We start from the raw sequence: 16,840 nt of genomic DNA, 5'->3' as shown, positions 1-16,840 counted from the left end.
GCGGCGTCGACCGCAAAGCGCAGGCGCAATGTTACGCTGCCGGCCTGCGGGGCGCCTCAAGGAGCCAACATGAATTTTCCTCGACTCAAATCCTGGCAATGGGCCTTGCTCGTCATCGCCTGCCTGGTCGCGCTCGACTGGGCGATCCGCCGGCCGGATGCGCGTTCGCGCGAGCTGACCGGAATCATCGCGACGCAGGGCAGCGCCCAGCTCAAGGCCTATCCCTATCAATTCCATGTGCTGCGCGTCGAAGGCAAGACGGCGGTACTCAGCACGCCACGCAGTTTCGAGGTGCCGGCTTTCAAGGTGCTGGGTGTGTTGTATCCGGAAATCAACGTCAAGGATCACAACAACCCGGCCTTCATCGCCGTCGAGCAACAACTGGGCGCGGTTCAGGCCGAGGCGCGCAACATCGTTGCGGCGCAGCCTGGCATCGCTGATGTGCGCTGGGAACTCGATCGCCAGTGGCTGCGCCAGCACGGCATCGAGGTGCCGGACAAATAGCCGGCTTCAGGCGTTCCTGTCGGCGCCGGTCAACTTTTGCACGATCAGGCTGCCGATCATGTCGCCTTCGACATTGACCGCCGTGCGCGTCGTGTCGAGGATGCGGTCGATCGGCAGCAGGATGGCGATGGCTTCGGTCGGCAGGCCGACCGACTGCAGTACCAGCACCATGCTCAGCATGCCGACGCTGGGAATGCCGGGCGCGCCAATGGCGCCGAGCATGGCGACGAAGAAGATCACCGCCTGCTGCGCGATGTCGAGTTCGATGCCGGCCAGGCGGGCGACAAAGAGGGCGGCAGCGGCTTCGTAAAGGGCAGTGCCATCCATGTTGACCGTGGCGCCGAGCGGTACGACGAAATTGGCGATGTCCTTCTTGACGTGCAGATGCTGCTCCGTGCAGCGCAAGGTGACCGGCAGTGTGACGGCGCTCGAGCTGGTGACGAAGGCGGTGACCAGCGCTTCGCGGGCGCCGCGGAAGAAGTGCAGCGGCGAAATGCGGGTGACCAGCCAGAGTAAGGCGGGCAGCACGACGATCCCGTGGAACAGCGTCGTGCCGGTGACCACGGCGATGAATTCGAGCAGGCTGCCGAGCAGTGCCGCCTGCTGTGTCGCGGCGAGTTGCAGGAGCAGGGCGGCAAGGCCGAGCGGCGCCAGGTACATGATCCAGCCGACAATCAGCAGGCAGAGTTCCTGCAACTCCTGAAGGAGCGTGCGCAGGTTCTTGTAGCGCTCGCCGCCGACAACCAGTGCGATACCAAGAATCAGCGCAATGACCACGATGGCGAGCAGGTCGCCGCTGGCCAGCGCCTTGATCGGGTTCTGGAACAGGCCGTGCATGAACTGGGCGATATAGTCGGGCAGCGGCATCTGGCGTGCCTGGTAGTTCTGCGTCGCCTCGGTAAACATCGCGAGGTGCAGGCCTTCGCCGGGCCGGAACAGGTTGGCGGCGCCGAAGCCGAGGAAGATCGCCAGCGCCATCGACAGCGCAAAAAAGCCCAGCGTGGTCGTCCACACCGCATGCATTTTTTCATGCGCGCGCAGGTTGGCGACGCCGACCACGATGGACGAAAAGACCAGCGGCACCAGCACCATGCGCAGCAGGTCGAGGAATAGCGTACCGACCAGTTTGGCGCCGTACAGCGTGTTCTGCGCCAGCGGTGTCGCGGTCTGGCCGTTCAGGTAGAGGCCGGCGGCGATGCCGAGGGCGCAGCCGATCAGGATTTGCGTATTGAGCGACAGTTTGCGGGCCATGCTGATTCCGTGGGTGAGGGCAGGGCAGATTGTATATGCCCGGACGGTCAACGCCGTGGCGAAGGCGTTTTTGCGCTAGCATCGCGCCCGGATGACATCGGCTGGAGAATGAAAATGAGCGATTTTGAAGCGTTGACCGCTGCGCTGTGCGAGTTTCGCGATGCGCGCGACTGGCGGCAGTTTCACACCCTGCGCAACCTGATCACCTCGCTCAATCTCGAAGCGGCCGAACTGCTTGAGCTGACGCAATGGAAGAGCGATGCCGAGATCGACGCCTTGCCGGCCGACGCCAAGTCGGGCGAAGCCTTGCGCGACGAATGCGCCGACATCCTGCTCTACCTGCTGCTGATCGCCGATACGGCCGGCATCGACCTGCTCGCCGCGGCGCGCGCCAAGCTGCTCAAGAACGCGGCGAAATATCCCATAGAAAAGGCCCGCGGGTCGCGGGCCAAATATACCGAACTCGGTTGAGTCGGACTTACGAAGTCTGGCTCTCGATCTTGTACTTCGCCCCGTCGTTCTGGGCGAGCAATCGGGTGATCACCGGCAGGTTTTCGTGCAGGGTCTTTTCCAGCGTCCACGGCGGGTTGATGATGAACATGCCGCTGCCGTGCATGCCGTAGCCGTCCTTGGCCGGGGCGCTGACTTCCAGCGTGGCGTGCAGCCAGTCCTTGGCGCCCAGGCCCTTCAGTTTCTCGGGCAGCTTGCGTGATTCCGGCTTCGAGAGCATCGGGTACCACAGTGCGTAGGTGCCGGTCGGGAAGCGTTTCATGGCTTCCTGCAGGCCCTTGATAACATTGGCGTAATCGTCGCGCGTTTCGTAAGACGGGTCGATCAGGACCAGGGCGCGGCGCGGCGGCGGTGGCAGGATGGCTTTCAGTCCGGCGAAGCCGTCGCCGGCGGTGACCATGACCTGGCGGCCGGCGCTCTTGAAGCAGCCTTCGAGCAGCTTGACGTCGGTGCTGTGCAGTTCGTAGAGACGCAGACGGTCGCCGTCGCGCAGCAACTGGCTGGCCAGCCAGGGCGAACCCGGATAGTGGCGCAGCTGGCCGTCCGGATTGAGCATGCGGACGAAATCGACATAGTCGGCAGTGGCCGGCGGCAGGCCCTTGGCGTCCCAGAGGCGGCCGACACCGTCGCGGAATTCGGCGAGCTTGGTGGCGTGTGCCGACTCCAGCGCGTAGCAGCCGGCGCCGGCATGGGTATCGATGATCCAGAAGGGCGCCGGTTTGTCGCCCATGTACTGGGCGATCTGGAGCAGGATCAGGTGTTTGATTACGTCGGCGTGGTTGCCGGCGTGAAAGGCGTGGCGATAACTGAGCATGGGCACAGTATACTTCGCCGCCATGCCTATTTACGAAACCATTTTCCTGTTGCTCGCCGGTGCCCTCGTCTGGTTCTGGCTCGATACGCTGAAAGCCCGTGAAATCGGCATTTTGGCCGCGCAGCAGGCGTGTACCGAAGAGGGCCTGCAATTCCTCGACGAAACCGTGGTCGGGCGCTCGCTGCGCCTGGGCCGCGACGACAACGGCCAGCTCCGGCTGCGCCGCGTCTATGCCTTCGAATATAGCGATACCGGCGACAACCGTCGTTCCGGCAGCGTCACGATGCTTGGCCACGAGGTCGAGATTCTGCACGTTCGCCCCAACCTTTACGTGATTCCGAGCAGCCATGAAACCCTCCATTGAAACCATCGAATTCCACGGCATCGAAGCCTTCCAGCTGAACGGCCCGAAAGGCACCACGGCCGTGATCAGCCGGCTGGGTGGACAGGCCCTGTCCTGGAAGACGGCCGACGGCCGCGAACGCCTGTTCCTCTCCGAACAGGCCGTGTTCGACGGCAGCGTGGCGATCCGTGGCGGTGTACCCGTCTGTTTTCCGCAATTTGCCAGCCTCGGCGACCTGCCCAAGCACGGCCTGGTGCGCACCCGCCTGTGGTCGGTCAGTTCGCAGCGTTGCGGTGACGATTACGCGCTGGTCACGCTGGAAGTGACCGACGATGAAGCCAGTCGCGCCCTCTGGCCGCACGCCTTTCATGCCGAAATCACGCTGATGGTCGAAGCCGACCGGATCGACGTCGAGTTGTGCATCACCAATACCGGCGGCGACGCTTTCGAATTCACCGGCGCGCTGCATTCCTACCTGCGCGTCACCCAGGTCGAAGACATCGAACTCGAAGGCCTGCACGGCTTCGACTACCGCGATGCGGTCAAGGACACGGTGCAGCGCGACAGCGGCATCGAGCTGCGCATCGAGGGCGAAACCGACCGCGTCTATTACAACGTCAAGCGGCCGCAGATGCTGCATGCCGCCAATCTGAGTCTGGCCCTGCAGAACCAGGGCTTCCCCGACGTCGTGGTGTGGAATCCGTGGGTCGAGCGCTGCGCCGAACTCAAGGACATGCCGGACGATGCCTGGCGTCACATGCTTTGTATCGAGGCCGCGGTGGCCGGCGAGCCGGTCAGCCTGCCGGCCGGTGAAGAGTGGTACGGCCGGCAGACCCTGGTCGCGATCTAAGGCTTTCGTCTAGCGCGCTGCGGCCGCAACGGCATCGGCCAGCGTGCCGAGCGCAACCATCGGTGGCGCGGCGCGCAGATGGATCATGCCGGTCGGCACCTGGCTGATCTCGGCGGGCAGGGTTTCAACGACCAGGTCGGCGGCGTGTTGCGACTGCTCGACGACGCGGCGCGGCATCAGCGTCCAGCCGAGGCCGACCGCAACGCAGCCGAGGATGCCTTCGAGCGTGCCGAATTCCATTGCGTCGGCCACCGCATGCCCGGTGGCGCGTTGCCAGGCGAGTGCCCGGCTGCGGTAGGCGCAGCCTTCGCGGAACAGGATCAGCGGTTGCAGGACAGGGTTGGCGCCCTTGGCGCTGATCTGGACCAGTTCCTCGACGACCAGTTCAGTGAATTCCAGTTCGGGATGGATGACCGGGCCGGCGATGAAGGCGCAGTCTAGCTTGTGGGTCAGCACCTTGTCGGTGAGCTGGGCGCTGGTGTTGGTGACGACGCGCAGTTCCAGGCGCGGATGCTCGGCGCGCACCGCCTTGAGGGCGCTCGGCAGGTGCAGGGCGGCAAAGGTTTCCATGGCGCCGATGCGCAGTTCGCCGACGTTCTCGCCGACCTGGCGCACCGCGGCGCTGGTCTGGCGCTCCAGCAACAGCATGCGGCGCGCGTAGTCGAGCAGCACGCGGCCCGACGGGGCCAGTTCGAGGCCGCGCCCCTTGCGGAAAAACAGTTCGGCGCCCAGTTCTTCCTCCAGCCGGCGGATGCGGTTGGTGACATTGGACTGCACCGTGTTCAGCTTGCGCGAAGCGGCGAGGATGCCGCCTTCCTCGACGACGGTCTGGAAAGTGCGCAGGGCGACCAGTTCCATTGATCTATCTCCAATAGCGAACGTTACGTTCTAAACAATTCATTTGTATCGATAGCTTAACTTGTTTACCTTTCGTCTACCAAAACAAGAGGAGACATCCCCATGCGCGAACAGAGACAACGCCTGCAAGTGCTCAGCGCCGGCATTTTCAGCCTGGTGCTGGTGCTTGGCGTCGCCCGCTTTGCCTACACGCCGCTGCTGCCCGTGATGCAGCAACAGGCCGGCCTGGGCGTCGCCGAAGCCGGCTGGCTGGCGGCGATCAATTACGCCGGCTACCTGAGCGGCGCGCTGATCGCCTCGCTGATCAGTGATCTGGTCCTCAAGGACAAGCTATACCGGATCGGCCTCGTCGTCGCCATTGTGTGCACGGCGATCATGGGCATGACCACCGATGTCACGATCTGGGCGCTGTCACGCTACTTTGCCGGCCTGGCGAGCGCCGCCGGCATGCTGCTCGGCACCGGCCTGATCCTCAACTGGCTGATCCGCCACAACCATCGCAGCGAACTGGGCATCCATTTCGCCGGCATCGGCATCGGCATTGCCGGCTGCGCCGCGGTCGCAGCCTTGATGAATAGCTGGCTGGACTGGCGCGAGCAGTGGTTCGTGTTCACCGCCATCGGCTGCGTGCTGCTCGTGCCGGCCCTGCGCTGGCTGCCGGCACCGGATACCAGCGGCGTCACCAAGAGCGGCCAGGTGCTGGAAGACAAGCCGCCCAGCCCGCTTTTCCTGCGCCTGTTCATGGCCTCGTATTTCTGCGCCGGTTTCGGCTTCGTGGTCAGCGCCACCTTCATCGTCGCCATCATCAACCATCTGCCGGGCCTGAGCGGGCAGGGCAACCTGGTTTTCCTGGCAATCGGTATCGGCGCGATTCCGGCCTGTTTCAACTGGGATCTGATCGCACGCCGCACCGGCGACCTCAATGCGCTGATCCTTGCGGCCGTACTGCAGATCGTCGGCATCCTGATGCCGGTGCTGTTCGGCGGCCTGCTCGCCTCGCTGTTCGGTGCGCTGCTCTTCGGCGGTACCTTCGTCGGCATGGTCAGCCTGGTGCTGACCATGGCCGGGCGCTACTACCCGACCAAGCCGGCCAAGATGATGGGCAAGATGACGCTTTCCTACGGCGTCGCGCAGATCATCGGGCCGGCGATCACCGGCTGGCTGGCGACGCAACTGGGCAGCTACAACGCCGGGTTGTATGTCGCAGCCGGCGTCATGCTGGTCGGCACGGCGCTGTTGCTGCTGCTCAAGCTTGTCGAAAAGCGCGATCTCGCGTCTACTGCCCGTTTGCAGGCGGTCTGAACGGTCGACCGCGCCAGATTGCCATTTTTCCGTCAGGAGACAGAACATGTTCAAGGGAATTTTGATCAGCAAGGATGAGTCCGGTTACCGGGCCGCTTTTCAGGACATCGACGCCGCCGTGCTGCCGGAAGGCGATGTCACGGTCCAGGTCGAATGGTCCACGCTCAATTACAAGGACGGCCTGGCGATTACCGGCAAGTCGCCCGTGGTGCGGCGTTTCCCGATGATGCCGGGGATCGATTTCGCGGGTACGGTGACTGAAAGTTCGAATCCGGCCTGGAAAGCCGGCGACGCCGTCATCCTTAATGGCTGGGGCGTCGGCGAGACGCATTGCGGCGGCCTGGCCGGCGTCGCGCGGGTCAAGGGTGAATGGCTGGTCGCCCGGCCGGCCGCCTTCACGGCACGGCAGACCATGGCGATCGGCACCGCCGGTTACACGGCGATGCTCTGCGTGCTGGCGCTGGAAAAGCACGGCATCAAGCCGGAAGACGGCGAAATCCTCGTCACCGGCGCCAACGGCGGCGTCGGCAGCGTCGCCATCGCACTGCTCGCCAAGCTTGGCTACAAAGTGGTCGCGTCTACCGGTCGACCGGCGGAAAGCGACTATTTGCGCGCGCTCGGTGCCGCCGACATCATCGACCGCGCCGAACTGGCCGCCCCCGGCAAGCCGCTCGCCCGCGAGCGCTGGGCCGGCGTCGTCGATGCCGTCGGCAGCCATACGCTGGCCAACGCCTGCGCCAGCACCAAATATCGCGGCGCCGTCGCCGCCTGCGGCCTGGCCGGTGGCATGGATTTCCCGGCGTCGGTGGCGCCCTTCATCCTGCGCGGCGTGACGCTGTACGGCATCGACAGCGTCATGGCGCCTCTGTCTGTGCGTCAGGAAGCCTGGCAACGCCTGGCGCGCGATCTCGATCCGGCCAAGCTGGAAGCGATCACGCACGAGATTGCGCTGTCCGGCGCGATTGCCGTGGCCGGCGAATTGCTCGAAGGCAAGGTGCGCGGTCGCGTGGTCGTCGATGTCGCACGCTGAAATGCTTTTGTCGCAAAACTGCCATTCCTGAGCGGTCGACCGCTGCCAGGCCGCTGATTTCACGGGTGTTGCGGCCTGGTCTTTCTTTTGCTTCGGGCATCTTATGGATGCCATTCAACAACACCCAACGGAAAAAGCCAGCCGCGCCGCCGAGCGCTGGCTGCAGGAACTCGGCCGCTCCGGCTTGCCCGGCGGTTTCGAGCAGCGCGAACTGGGCAAGGGCGGCCTGCTGTCCACGCCCTCGGCCGCCAACAACCAGGTTTTCATCGTGCACAGCGGTCGTCTGCGCGTCTACCTGGCCGGCGAAAACCGCGAGCTGACGCTGACCTTCCTCGAAGCCGGCGACATCTACACGACGCACACCCCGACCTATGTCGAAGCCGTCGCGCCGAGCACGCTGTGGCTGATCGACACCGCCTCGTTTGCCCGCAAGCTGGCCAGCGATCCCTCGGTCACGCCGGTCATGATGCGCGTCCTCGGCGGCATGCTGAACAATGCCGTCAAACTCATCGAAGACCTCGCCTTCCGCGAAGTGCCGGCCCGCCTGGCCCGCTTCCTCCTCGGCCTCGCCAACCGCCGCGGCCTGGTCTGCGACGAAGGCCTGCTCGTGCCGCTCGACCTCGGCCTCGAAGACATCGCCAGCCTGCTCGGCACGACCCGGCAAAGCGTTTCCCTGCTGATCAACCAGTGGGAGCGCGAAGGCCTGCTGCAACGGCAGGGGCGGCGGACACTGCTGGTTCGTTCGCTGCGGGCGTTGGCTGAGCGTTGTCCGGATCCGGTGGGCTGAGATTCAACATCCACTAGAACCTGGGACGTAAGGAAAACGCGGGGGCTCCAAGTGATAGCGTTGAGTGGCCGGTATTCGGCGATGAAGTTTACGCCTGCACCCTAGCGCCCCGGCCGTGATCGGATGTTCGATACCAAAGATGGATTACTGTTTGAACGTCTGGTCAACTCTGACAACAACCAGAGAGCCTACTCCAACAAAGCGCTGATCTTGGTCACAATTTGGCTCTTAACCATTTCAAAATGGTTACATAAAGGTGTTCCGGGACGACAGGTTTGGCAATGTGATCATTCATGCCTGCTTCAAGACAAATTGAACGATCTTCTGCAAAAGCATTTGCTGTCATTGCCAATATTGGCGTTGAGTGATTTCTAGACTGTCCATTTCTTATGGCAATCGAAGCGTCGACGCCACTTACATTCGGCATCTGCATATCCATCAAGATCAATGCATAGTCTTTCTGCTTTGCGAACTCGATTGCCTGCTGACCGTCATTCGCCATATCAATCACGAAACCTACGTCCTCGAGCAAACAACGAGCAACCTCTTGGTTAATCTCATCGTCTTCTGCCACCAAGATTTGAGACCCTGAAAATTCCGCAATCAATATTTCTTCGGCACTTTCAAAAAACCTCTGTTCTTCGGTGGCAAAATCATCTACGCCCTTCGGGAGTTGCACTTCAAACCAAAAGGTACTTCCGAGGTCAGGCACGCTTAACATGCCAATTTCCCCGCCCATAAGCTGCACGAGTTGTTTGCAAATTGCGAGCCCTAAACCTGTTCCGCCGTATTTCCTGGTTGTCGACACGTCTGCCTGTTGAAACGAAGAAAACAGCAAGCTTTGCGCTTCCTGTGGCACACCAATCCCGGAATCCTTTACTTCGACGCGAAAAGCAATATGTGAAGGCGTATTTTCCAGCTCCCGAATCGCAACTTTGACTTCTCCCTGCCCAGTGAATTTCACGGCATTTCCGGTTAAGTTCATCAGGATTTGACCTAGTCGTAACGGGTCTCCAAGCAAGGGCTGATTAAGAAGTTCGGCTGGCACATCTATTACAAAGCCTAAACTTTTGGCTCGCGCTTTGTAACCAACCATACTATTGATGCTTTCCATGACGCTTGCGAGCTTGAAGTTTGTTGCCTCAAGGGTGAGCTTGTTCGCTTCAATTTTGGAGATGTCAAGGATGTCGTTAATTACTGCTAGCAAGTGATCGGCGGCATGTTTTGCTTTTTCTAGTTGCTCGGAACCGGTGGCATCAGTCAACCGTTGTTGAGCAAAATTGATCATGCCCATAATCCCGTTTAGTGGGGTCCGCAGTTCGTGGCTCATGTTAGCTAGAAACGTACTCTTGGCCACATTCGCCGCCACAGCCTCATCCCTTAAGCGGATCAGTTCTATTTGGCTTGCTTGTAAATCCTGCTCTGCTTTGATCCTTCGGCTAATCTCGCGTGTCATCTGGATAGTGCGATGTGCGAGGGTGTCATACATGCCCATCACGGTTTCAATCAAAACTCGTGTTGCACCCTCCATCTCGTGATTGGCGATCGCCTTGCATTCTTCAAGCGACATGCCTGAAGGTAAGGCCAAAACAACTTTTGCCATGCGCTTATCGGACTCAATAATGTGCATCGCTAACCAATGGGTTAGAAAAGAGACGATTTCTTCAATGACCACATCGGGGTTTTTGTGGAGTTCGCTCCCTTTAATTTCCAGAACTTTGGCAATGAAATCTTCGTGCCCTTTTTTGTGCCATTCTTCCCAAGAGTCGTTCCGGAAATGCTCGTGCCAAATTTTCTCTTCGGTCGTGAAATGGTAAGCGGTATATGCCTTGAGCTCGTCAAATACCTTAGTGATTTCTGGTGCTTCGGACTGAAATGCCAAATGACTTACCAGTACATTGAGTAAATTGACCAACTGCTTGTGCTGGGTATCAATGATCTCAATGCCCGACTCGAAATTTTTGTTCCACGGGAATATTTCAACGGCATTGAGCATGGCAACAAACCCTTAGTGATTAGAGGGGTAATTGTCTCATATGGGAAATCTGGCAACAGTAATTTTTTTGAACACTAGTTGTTAATTTTGTAGATTTGTATCAGATTAAAGGTGAGAATGCTCAGTTTGAGGACCGAACACCCAGGTGCTACGGACCGCTTCCAGAAAGCGAAATTCCACTGTCTGCTTTCCGGCGAGGAATCTTGAAAGATGGCCGTCGCATCGGTGCCTGTTGCTGCCGTAGCCACTATTGGAAAGCGGTCACTCGGCACGTTTGAATTCACCGGACTGCGCGGCTTTTCGCGCAGGTTCGGTGGAATGATGGGGTGGGGTCGCTTAGCGTTCTTGCCCATGCCTCATAACAAGCACGGCAGCTACACCGATGATCCCGAGCACGAAGCTGGCCAACAGCCAGACCTGTGCGATTGCAAGGACGCCACAAATGTAGCCCACACTGAGGTAGAGGGTTGGTTCTCGCCGACACTCTGCCCAGATAGCTGTGCCCATCGCAATTAGCGCAAGCGCTACACTCAGAGCAACAAGAAATAGAATTGCATTTTCATCGTTAATTGCGAAGTGACCAGCATCGGTCATCTCCGGAACGCCACCGATGCTCGTGATTCGGTTGGGTGTAACACTGGTGATTCCGTGAGACGGAAGATCAATGACAATAATGGAGGGCTTTTCGGGAAGCGGCTGCTTAACGAAACCAAGGCCGTCCAGCCAACCGAGAACTGTGGAACTGCCAGGAACCCAAATCGATCGCAGATGACTGGCAAAAACAGACAGCGGGACTGCCAGCACTCCGCTCAACATGGATACCAAATCAACACGCATTGGATACCGCACCCTCTGCCCCCCAACGATGAAGCTCACTGGACGGCTGGCAGCGAAGCTGGCCGACGGTCCGGTGGAGCGGATTGTTATGCGATACCACGAGGGAGTCTCCTGCAGCCGTATAACTGCCCATTCCATCCTCGTACAGTGGCCACTCCGACGGACACCAGCCAAGCAATTTCTAGCGCCAGCAGGGCTAAATATTCCCAAGTGGCACACCGATGGCCCTCTATACATTGGTCAGATGTCACGATGTTATTGAAGATCGAAAGGGCTACGGTAGCCAAAACCCAATAGCAGCAAATAACCAGTACTCGACGCCAAGCAGCGGGATATACGTACTCGGTGCTGTCCGGTGTTCGCTCGACCAACATTTCGTGGGCGGGCAATGTATTCGAGTCTTTATGGATGACCACCGACCTGGCCAGTAGGTCGTGCACCGCCTGATGCTTTTTTGTGGTGAGAACAAAGATAAATGACAGCCACCCAAGCAGCAGTTTCGCTATAAAGCGGATGGTGGCCGCAATAAAATTAATATTGCGCTGCCCGTCAATTGTGGCGACCCGAATTTTCAACAAGTGATGCCCGATGGTACCGACGTCCCCCCGGAATTGAGTAGCGCCTGACTTTAGAGTCCAATTCACCACGACAAGGAGATTGGACATGAAGAAGCGATTCACCGAAGAACAGATCATTGGCTTCCTGCGGGAAGCAGAAGCAGGAATGCCGATAGCGGAGTTGTGCCGCAAGCACGCCTTCTCAGAGGCAAGCTACTACCTCTGGCGCAGCAAGTTTGGCGGAATGAGCGTGTCGGACGCTAAGCGGCTCAAGGAGCTCGAAACGGAAAACACGCGCTTGAAGAAGCTGTTGGCCGAAACGATGCTGGAAAACGAGATCGCTAAGGAAGCTCTGCGAAAAAAGTGGTGAGCGCACCGTCACGACGTGATCTGGTGCGCTACCTGATCGACGAGGGGCTCAGCGAGCGAAAGTCATTGCGGTTCGTTGGCATGAGTCCGAGTTCATTCCGTTACCAGCCGGCGGCGGATCGCAATGCTGCTTTGAAGGAGCAGATCGTCACGCTCGCCCAACGTCATCGGCGCTACGGTGCCGGGATGATCTACTTGAAGCTGCGGCAGGCCGGCCTGGTGGTGAATCACAAGCGGGTGGATCGGCTCTACGCCGAGGCCGGTCTGCAAGTGAGAAGGCGAAAGCGGAAGAAGATTCCGGTGTCGGATCGTCACCCACTAGAGCGCCCTTCGGCCGCCAATCAGGTCTGGTCAATGGATTTCGTGTTCGACCGGACGGCGGAAGGGCGAGTCATCAAAAGCCTGACCGTTGTCGACGATGCGACGCATGAAGCGGTCGCGATTGTTCCGGAACGCGCAATCGGCGGCATGCAACTCACCCGAACGCTCGATCAGTTGGCCAAGACGCGAGGCTTGCCCAAGGCCATTCGGACGGATAACGGCAAGGAGTTCTGTAGTCGGGCCATGCTGACCTGGGCGCATGCCCGTGGCGTCCAACTCTTTCTCATTGAGCCAGGCAAGCCGAATCAGAACGCCTATATCGAATCGTTCAATGGGCGTTTCCGGGATGAATGCCTGAATGAGCACTGGTTCACCAGCCTGCGCCATGCCCAGGTCGTCATCGAAGGCTGGCGCCGCGAGTACAACGAGGAGCGACCGAAAAAATCCCTGGGCGGTTTGACGCCCGCAGCCTATGCAAAATCACTCACCCAGAAATCAGGTAAATTACCCCCGGACTCTAAAGCCCTCTGCTACTGAAAACGGGGGGACGTCGGTACCGCCGGTAACCGCCACCAATCCTGGTTCGAGGACAAATATGGGTACCAAGACAAGGGTCACCTTGCCATAGACATGCGAGACACCGATGGCATCACCAAGGATCAATGTTCCGAATATGGTGAAAGGTAGGAGAACCGAATCAATTAGGACTGCTCGGACCCGACGTATTAGCCTCGGATAGAAAACTTGGGTCATAGATTAAGATGCATAACGTCAAAGGTGAGAGGCCGCCGGAGCGGTGAAGCCACGTAGAGAACCTGCAAGCGCAGCTTGCAGGCTGTCCCACTCGACCGATGGGTTGGGGCTCACGCGAGGGAGAACCCCAGTAAGTCAGCGAGTATGTGGGCGGAAACGAGAGGCCACAACTGCTTCGTTCGGACGTAGTAGAAACCGAGGACGATGCCGAACCCAAGAACCGAGACTGCGCCGATTGGGCCTTGGTAAAGGTGATATAGGACGCGAATGAGGAGCGAGACACCAAGTGCGAAAGAAACGCCGGATCCCTCTAACGCTCTCTGCAAGTAGCCAACTAGAAAAGTCTCTTCGTACAACCCATTAACTAAGGAGACGCCTACGAGCGGGGCAAAAGAGATCGTTGCATGGGCAACCATTTGTTCAATTGGCTGCGTAGGAGAGAGGGGCCCCGCAAACACAGATGTTAGCGCCCAGGAAGCAAGAGAACCCGCGACAAAGAGGCCGACTCCAACAAGCGTTCCAGCAACCGTGGGATTTGGAATAAGGTTGGCTAAGTCGTGCCCCCGCACGTGGAGATAGCCGAGCGCGGCGGCTGCAAGCATTATTTCGGACGCGATGATTCCAAAGAATGAAACATCCGTGAAGGGATGGGTTGGGAAGCCTGATGCGACCGCTTGAAGGGAGCCGAGAATGAACCAACCAAAACACAACGCCGTGACAATGACAATGTCAGCGGCGCTATTTGCGACGGCGGAGCGGTGGTTCATTGATATGAGCCCCAACGTGGAAATAAGCGGCCTGCGCGGCATTTCGCGCTGGTCCGCTCGAATGTAAGGTTAGCCGCCATGGGACTCTCCGCGAACCGCACCGAGCAACCGGACGATTCGGTAGAAAAAAATTGCTTCAGTAATTGCAACGGCCAGAAAAGCGAGGAGACCAAAGAATGAGCCTCCAATATGAGAGAGATTAATCGCAAGCTCGCTGTGGCTCTCAGCCAGCGCGATTAGTGTCTGGCGGAAAACGATTGTAATAAGCCAGAAGCAGCCCCACACGGGCAACGTAGTCGTGATATTTATCGGTAAGCTCAGACACATGAATTGAGCAATGAAGTCTGAACTTGCGTCGCCACCAGCCGCGTCATAGGCCCTCGACAATCCGACGACAGTGATGAATGCAACAACAACGGCTTCATATAGCGATAGCCAAGACCAGAGTGGGTTTGCAGAAACAAGTCCGGAATATCCGAAGGCCGCAGAACTCAACGATGCGGCAAGAAGGTAGTAGCTGCGCTGGCGGGAACTGACTTCACCACTTGCCAATTCTCGGGCAAGGCGCTTTGAGTTGAAGAAGTGGATAGTTGTCATGACGGCTAACAACGCTGTAGAAAAATAGTACTCATGCCAGCATCGTGACGTGAATCATATGGAATATCAAGCCGCACTTTTGTCGCTGGACCTTGCCGCCGATGCCTGCTATGGAGAAAAGGCTTGAACGGCGGCTCCTGGCCGATTATGTGAGGTCGGCAACGTCCGCTTCGGAGCGTTTAAATTCGAAAAATAGTGGTTCGGCTGAGCGGCGGCTCTAGAGAAGGCTGGACGGCCGAAATGGGCACAGGGCCGCTGGTGGAAATCCAGAATTAACGATCTGTTTTCAAGACTTCTCCACACATTGGCATCCAGGCGACGAGTTTCTGTTTTTCACCGGCATTCCCAGGAACGTCGGCCAGCCGACGGAATCGTTTTTGGTCGCCCGTTACAGTGGCTCCATCACCAATTGAAGGAGCCTCGCCATGGAAACCAGCAAAGCAGCAACGCCCGATTGTGGCTGCGGCAAGAAGGTCGACCGCTACGTCACCTTCAACGACATCGACTGCGCCGGCAACGCCCGTCGCCTGATGGAATGCATCGAACGCAACGTGCCGAATGCGGCGCGCACGGCGCCGTTCTGGCCTTACTTCATGGCCAAGCGTCAGCCGAAGAGCGGCACGGCGCCGGACGACCTGTTCCTGATCCATTGCCACATCAACGTGATTCGCGAACTGTTCGACGAATGCGGCGATACGGCGGCGCAGACGCTACTGACCCAAGTCGAGGAAGAGTGTTGTTGATTGACGCGGCGTCCGGCGGGGTGCAAAGGTATAATCGCGGCCTCTGATTTTTCGGGCGAATTTCGCCCTGGCCGCCGTGACCCCACTCGAAACTGAAATTGCCCGCCGTCGCACCTTCGCGATCATTTCCCACCCTGACGCCGGTAAGACGACGCTGACCGAAAAGCTGCTGTGGTTCGGCGGCGCCATCCAGGTGGCCGGCGAAGTGCGCGCCCGCAAGGCTTCACGCCATGCAACGTCGGACTGGATGGAGCTGGAAAAGCAGCGCGGCATTTCGGTGACCTCGTCGGTGATGCAGTTCCCGTACCGCGAATGCATGGTCAACCTGCTCGACACGCCGGGCCACGAGGACTTCTCGGAAGACACCTACCGTACGCTGACCGCCGTCGACTCGGCGGTCATGGTGATCGACTCGGTCAACGGCGTTGAAGCGCAGACGATCAAGCTGCTCAACGTCTGCCGCATGCGCGACACGCCCATCCTGACCTTCATCAACAAGCTCGACCGCGAAGGCAAGGAGCCGATCGACCTGCTCGACGAAATCGAGTCGGTGCTCGGCATCCAGTGCGCGCCGATGACCTGGCCGATCGGCATGGGCAAGCGTTTCCGCGGCGTCTATCACCTCTACGACGACGCCATCGCCTTCTTCGATCCGCAGGCCGAGAAGGGCACGGCCGAGATCATCCTGGGTCTCGACAACCCGCGTCTCGATGAGTTGATCGGCACGCAGGCCGACGAGTTGCGCGTCGATATCGAACTGGTGCGCGGCGCTTCGCATGCCTTCGATGCCGAGGCTTACCTGAGCGGCAAGCAGTCGCCGGTGTTCTTCGGTTCGGCGGTCAACAACTTCGGCGTGCAGAGTTTGCTCGATGCCGTGGTCGACCTGTCGCCGGCACCGATTGCCCGCCCGGCCGTGACGCGCCGCGTCGAGCCGGACGAAGGCAAGTTTTCCGGCTTCGTGTTCAAGATTCAGGCCAACATGGACCCCAAGCACCGCGACCGCATCGCCTTCCTGCGCGTCTGCTCGGGCCGCTTCGACCGCGGCATGAAGGTCAAGCAGGTCGCGACCGGCAAGACCCTGTCGATCAACAACGCGATTACCTTCATGGCGCGTGACCGTTCGACCACCGACGAAGCCTGGCCGGGCGACATCATCGGCATCCCGAACCATGGTTCGATCCGTCTCGGCGAAACCTTCACCGAGGGCGAAGACCTGCGCTTCACCGGCATTCCGTCCTTTGCGCCGGAACATTTCCGCCTCGCCCGCATCGCCAACCCGCTGAAGATCAAGCAGTTGCAGAAGGGCTTGCAGCAACTGGCGGAAGAGGGCGCTACGCAACTGTTCAGGCCGCTGTCCGGCACCGACATGATTCTCGGCGCGGTCGGCATCCTGCAGTTCGATGTCGTCGCCAGCCGGCTTGAGAACGAATACGGCGTCAAAGTCATTTTCGAGAGCTACAACTGTTCGACGGCGCGCTGGATCCACGGCGACGCGGCCGAGTTGCGCCAGCTGTCGGATCGCTACAGCGCCAACGTCGCGCTCGACGGAGCCGATGATCCGGTCTACCTGGCGCCGAACAACGTGTATCTGAACATGGTCAAGGAAAAGTATCCGAACCTGCGCTTCCTCGAAGCGCGCGAGGTGATCTGA

18 protein-coding genes are annotated in these 16,840 nt (G+C 59.4%); 10 read left to right on the top strand and 8 right to left on the bottom strand.

What is annotated here, in order from left to right:
* The first annotated feature begins 69 nt into the window (after positions 1–69).
* Positions 70–504, top strand: coding sequence for a hypothetical protein (locus KIG99_RS00550; protein ID WP_226458279.1), 435 nt, complete (start codon positions 70–72; stop codon positions 502–504).
* A gap of 6 nt (positions 505–510) precedes the next feature.
* Here the strand turns inward: KIG99_RS00550 and KIG99_RS00545 are convergent, their stop codons facing one another.
* On the bottom strand, positions 511–1,755 hold the full coding sequence (locus tag KIG99_RS00545) for a dicarboxylate/amino acid:cation symporter (protein ID WP_226458278.1): 1,245 nt from the start codon (positions 1,753–1,755) through the stop codon (positions 511–513).
* 114 nt (positions 1,756–1,869) lie between these two features.
* Here KIG99_RS00545 and KIG99_RS00540 point away from each other — a divergent pair, with 114 nt between their 5' ends.
* Positions 1,870–2,226, top strand: a complete 357-nt coding sequence (locus KIG99_RS00540; protein ID WP_226458277.1) for a nucleotide pyrophosphohydrolase — start codon at positions 1,870–1,872, stop codon at positions 2,224–2,226.
* Between the two features lie 7 nt (positions 2,227–2,233).
* On the opposite strand, the gene KIG99_RS00535 is transcribed toward KIG99_RS00540, so the two are convergent.
* The gene (locus KIG99_RS00535) at positions 2,234–3,079 is read right to left on the bottom strand and encodes a 23S rRNA (adenine(2030)-N(6))-methyltransferase RlmJ (protein WP_226458276.1); all 846 of its coding nucleotides are present in this window, start codon (positions 3,077–3,079) and stop codon (positions 2,234–2,236) included.
* A 22-nt stretch (positions 3,080–3,101) separates the two neighbouring features.
* Here KIG99_RS00535 and KIG99_RS00530 point away from each other — a divergent pair, with 22 nt between their 5' ends.
* Together KIG99_RS00530 and KIG99_RS00525 are read left to right on the top strand one after the other, a co-directional pair.
* Positions 3,102–3,443 (top strand): DUF3301 domain-containing protein, encoded by a 342-nt coding sequence (locus KIG99_RS00530; protein ID WP_226461770.1) that lies wholly within the window; start codon positions 3,102–3,104, stop codon positions 3,441–3,443.
* Positions 3,427–4,272 carry a D-hexose-6-phosphate mutarotase gene (locus tag KIG99_RS00525; RefSeq protein ID WP_226458275.1) on the top strand — a complete coding sequence of 282 codons (846 nt, stop codon included), beginning with the start codon at positions 3,427–3,429 and terminating at the stop codon, positions 4,270–4,272. The genes KIG99_RS00530 and KIG99_RS00525 overlap by 17 nt, the downstream gene beginning before the upstream one ends.
* Positions 4,273–4,281: 9 nt before the next feature.
* On the opposite strand, the gene KIG99_RS00520 is transcribed toward KIG99_RS00525, so the two are convergent.
* Positions 4,282–5,130, bottom strand: coding sequence for a LysR substrate-binding domain-containing protein (locus KIG99_RS00520; protein WP_226458274.1), 849 nt, complete (start codon positions 5,128–5,130; stop codon positions 4,282–4,284).
* Positions 5,131–5,232: 102 nt separating this feature from the next.
* Here KIG99_RS00520 and KIG99_RS00515 point away from each other — a divergent pair, with 102 nt between their 5' ends.
* From KIG99_RS00515 to KIG99_RS00505, 3 genes are all read left to right on the top strand, one after another.
* Positions 5,233–6,432, top strand: coding sequence for a YbfB/YjiJ family MFS transporter (locus KIG99_RS00515; protein ID WP_226458273.1), 1,200 nt, complete (start codon positions 5,233–5,235; stop codon positions 6,430–6,432).
* Positions 6,433–6,478: 46 nt separating this feature from the next.
* Positions 6,479–7,462, top strand: coding sequence for an acrylyl-CoA reductase (NADPH) (gene acuI / locus KIG99_RS00510; protein WP_226458272.1), 984 nt, complete (start codon positions 6,479–6,481; stop codon positions 7,460–7,462).
* 103 nt (positions 7,463–7,565) lie between these two features.
* Positions 7,566–8,249, top strand: coding sequence for a Crp/Fnr family transcriptional regulator (locus tag KIG99_RS00505; RefSeq protein WP_226458271.1), 684 nt, complete (start codon positions 7,566–7,568; stop codon positions 8,247–8,249).
* A gap of 214 nt (positions 8,250–8,463) precedes the next feature.
* On the opposite strand, the gene KIG99_RS00500 is transcribed toward KIG99_RS00505, so the two are convergent.
* The 3 genes from KIG99_RS00500 to KIG99_RS00490 all read right to left on the bottom strand — a co-directional run bounded on the left by KIG99_RS00500 (position 8,464) and on the right by KIG99_RS00490 (position 11,747).
* Positions 8,464–10,245: a bacteriohemerythrin gene (locus KIG99_RS00500; RefSeq protein WP_226458270.1), complete on the bottom strand. Its 1,782-nt coding sequence runs from the start codon at positions 10,243–10,245 to the stop codon at positions 8,464–8,466.
* 336 nt (positions 10,246–10,581) lie between these two features.
* Positions 10,582–11,082, bottom strand: coding sequence for a hypothetical protein (locus tag KIG99_RS00495; RefSeq protein WP_226458269.1), 501 nt, complete (start codon positions 11,080–11,082; stop codon positions 10,582–10,584).
* An 86-nt stretch (positions 11,083–11,168) separates the two neighbouring features.
* Positions 11,169–11,747, bottom strand: a complete 579-nt coding sequence (locus KIG99_RS00490; protein WP_226458268.1) for an RDD family protein — start codon at positions 11,745–11,747, stop codon at positions 11,169–11,171.
* Here KIG99_RS00490 and KIG99_RS00485 point away from each other — a divergent pair.
* Positions 11,746–12,866 (top strand): IS3 family transposase gene (locus KIG99_RS00485; RefSeq protein WP_226458267.1). Its coding sequence is split into 2 segments (ribosomal slippage): positions 11,746–11,998 and positions 11,998–12,866, totalling 1,122 coding nucleotides; the frame shifts between segments, so codons are not numbered across the junction. The two genes, KIG99_RS00490 and KIG99_RS00485, sit on opposite strands and share 2 nt — an antisense overlap.
* A 326-nt stretch (positions 12,867–13,192) precedes the next feature.
* Here the strand turns inward: KIG99_RS00485 and KIG99_RS00480 are convergent.
* Positions 13,193–13,849 carry a CPBP family intramembrane glutamic endopeptidase gene (locus KIG99_RS00480; RefSeq protein WP_226458266.1) on the bottom strand — a complete coding sequence of 219 codons (657 nt, stop codon included), beginning with the start codon at positions 13,847–13,849 and terminating at the stop codon, positions 13,193–13,195.
* Positions 13,850–13,918: 69 nt separating this feature from the next.
* On the bottom strand, positions 13,919–14,446 hold the full coding sequence (locus KIG99_RS00475) for a hypothetical protein (protein ID WP_226458265.1): 528 nt from the start codon (positions 14,444–14,446) through the stop codon (positions 13,919–13,921).
* Positions 14,447–14,871: 425 nt separating this feature from the next.
* Between KIG99_RS00475 and cowN the strand changes: the two genes are divergently transcribed.
* Complete coding sequence (cowN, locus tag KIG99_RS00470) at positions 14,872–15,189, top strand: N(2)-fixation sustaining protein CowN (RefSeq protein ID WP_226458264.1); 318 nt, start codon at positions 14,872–14,874, stop codon at positions 15,187–15,189.
* A 76-nt stretch (positions 15,190–15,265) separates the two neighbouring features.
* On the top strand, positions 15,266–16,840 hold the full coding sequence (locus KIG99_RS00465) for a peptide chain release factor 3 (RefSeq protein ID WP_226458263.1): 1,575 nt from the start codon (positions 15,266–15,268) through the stop codon (positions 16,838–16,840).

Source organism: Quatrionicoccus australiensis, from assembly GCF_020510425.1.
In the GTDB taxonomy this organism is placed as follows: domain Bacteria; phylum Pseudomonadota; class Gammaproteobacteria; order Burkholderiales; family Rhodocyclaceae; genus Azonexus; species Azonexus australiensis_A.
This window is presented reverse-complemented; position numbering and strand designations above follow the sequence as displayed.

Coding starts and splice junctions, on each gene's coding strand:
- KIG99_RS00500 (WP_226458270.1), bottom strand. CDS start 10,245: ATGCTCAATGCCGTTGAAATATTCCCGTGGAACAAAAATTTCGAGTCG.
- acuI (WP_226458272.1), top strand. CDS start 6,479: ATGTTCAAGGGAATTTTGATCAGCAAGGATGAGTCCGGTTACCGGGCC.
- KIG99_RS00540 (WP_226458277.1), top strand. CDS start 1,870: ATGAGCGATTTTGAAGCGTTGACCGCTGCGCTGTGCGAGTTTCGCGAT.
- KIG99_RS00515 (WP_226458273.1), top strand. CDS start 5,233: ATGCGCGAACAGAGACAACGCCTGCAAGTGCTCAGCGCCGGCATTTTC.
- KIG99_RS00545 (WP_226458278.1), bottom strand. CDS start 1,755: ATGGCCCGCAAACTGTCGCTCAATACGCAAATCCTGATCGGCTGCGCC.
- KIG99_RS00505 (WP_226458271.1), top strand. CDS start 7,566: ATGGATGCCATTCAACAACACCCAACGGAAAAAGCCAGCCGCGCCGCC.
- KIG99_RS00550 (WP_226458279.1), top strand. CDS start 70: ATGAATTTTCCTCGACTCAAATCCTGGCAATGGGCCTTGCTCGTCATC.
- KIG99_RS00475 (WP_226458265.1), bottom strand. CDS start 14,446: ATGACAACTATCCACTTCTTCAACTCAAAGCGCCTTGCCCGAGAATTG.
- KIG99_RS00495 (WP_226458269.1), bottom strand. CDS start 11,082: ATGCGTGTTGATTTGGTATCCATGTTGAGCGGAGTGCTGGCAGTCCCG.
- KIG99_RS00520 (WP_226458274.1), bottom strand. CDS start 5,130: ATGGAACTGGTCGCCCTGCGCACTTTCCAGACCGTCGTCGAGGAAGGC.
- KIG99_RS00530 (WP_226461770.1), top strand. CDS start 3,102: ATGCCTATTTACGAAACCATTTTCCTGTTGCTCGCCGGTGCCCTCGTC.
- KIG99_RS00490 (WP_226458268.1), bottom strand. CDS start 11,747: ATGTCCAATCTCCTTGTCGTGGTGAATTGGACTCTAAAGTCAGGCGCT.
- KIG99_RS00480 (WP_226458266.1), bottom strand. CDS start 13,849: ATGAACCACCGCTCCGCCGTCGCAAATAGCGCCGCTGACATTGTCATT.
- KIG99_RS00535 (WP_226458276.1), bottom strand. CDS start 3,079: ATGCTCAGTTATCGCCACGCCTTTCACGCCGGCAACCACGCCGACGTA.
- KIG99_RS00525 (WP_226458275.1), top strand. CDS start 3,427: ATGAAACCCTCCATTGAAACCATCGAATTCCACGGCATCGAAGCCTTC.
- cowN (WP_226458264.1), top strand. CDS start 14,872: ATGGAAACCAGCAAAGCAGCAACGCCCGATTGTGGCTGCGGCAAGAAG.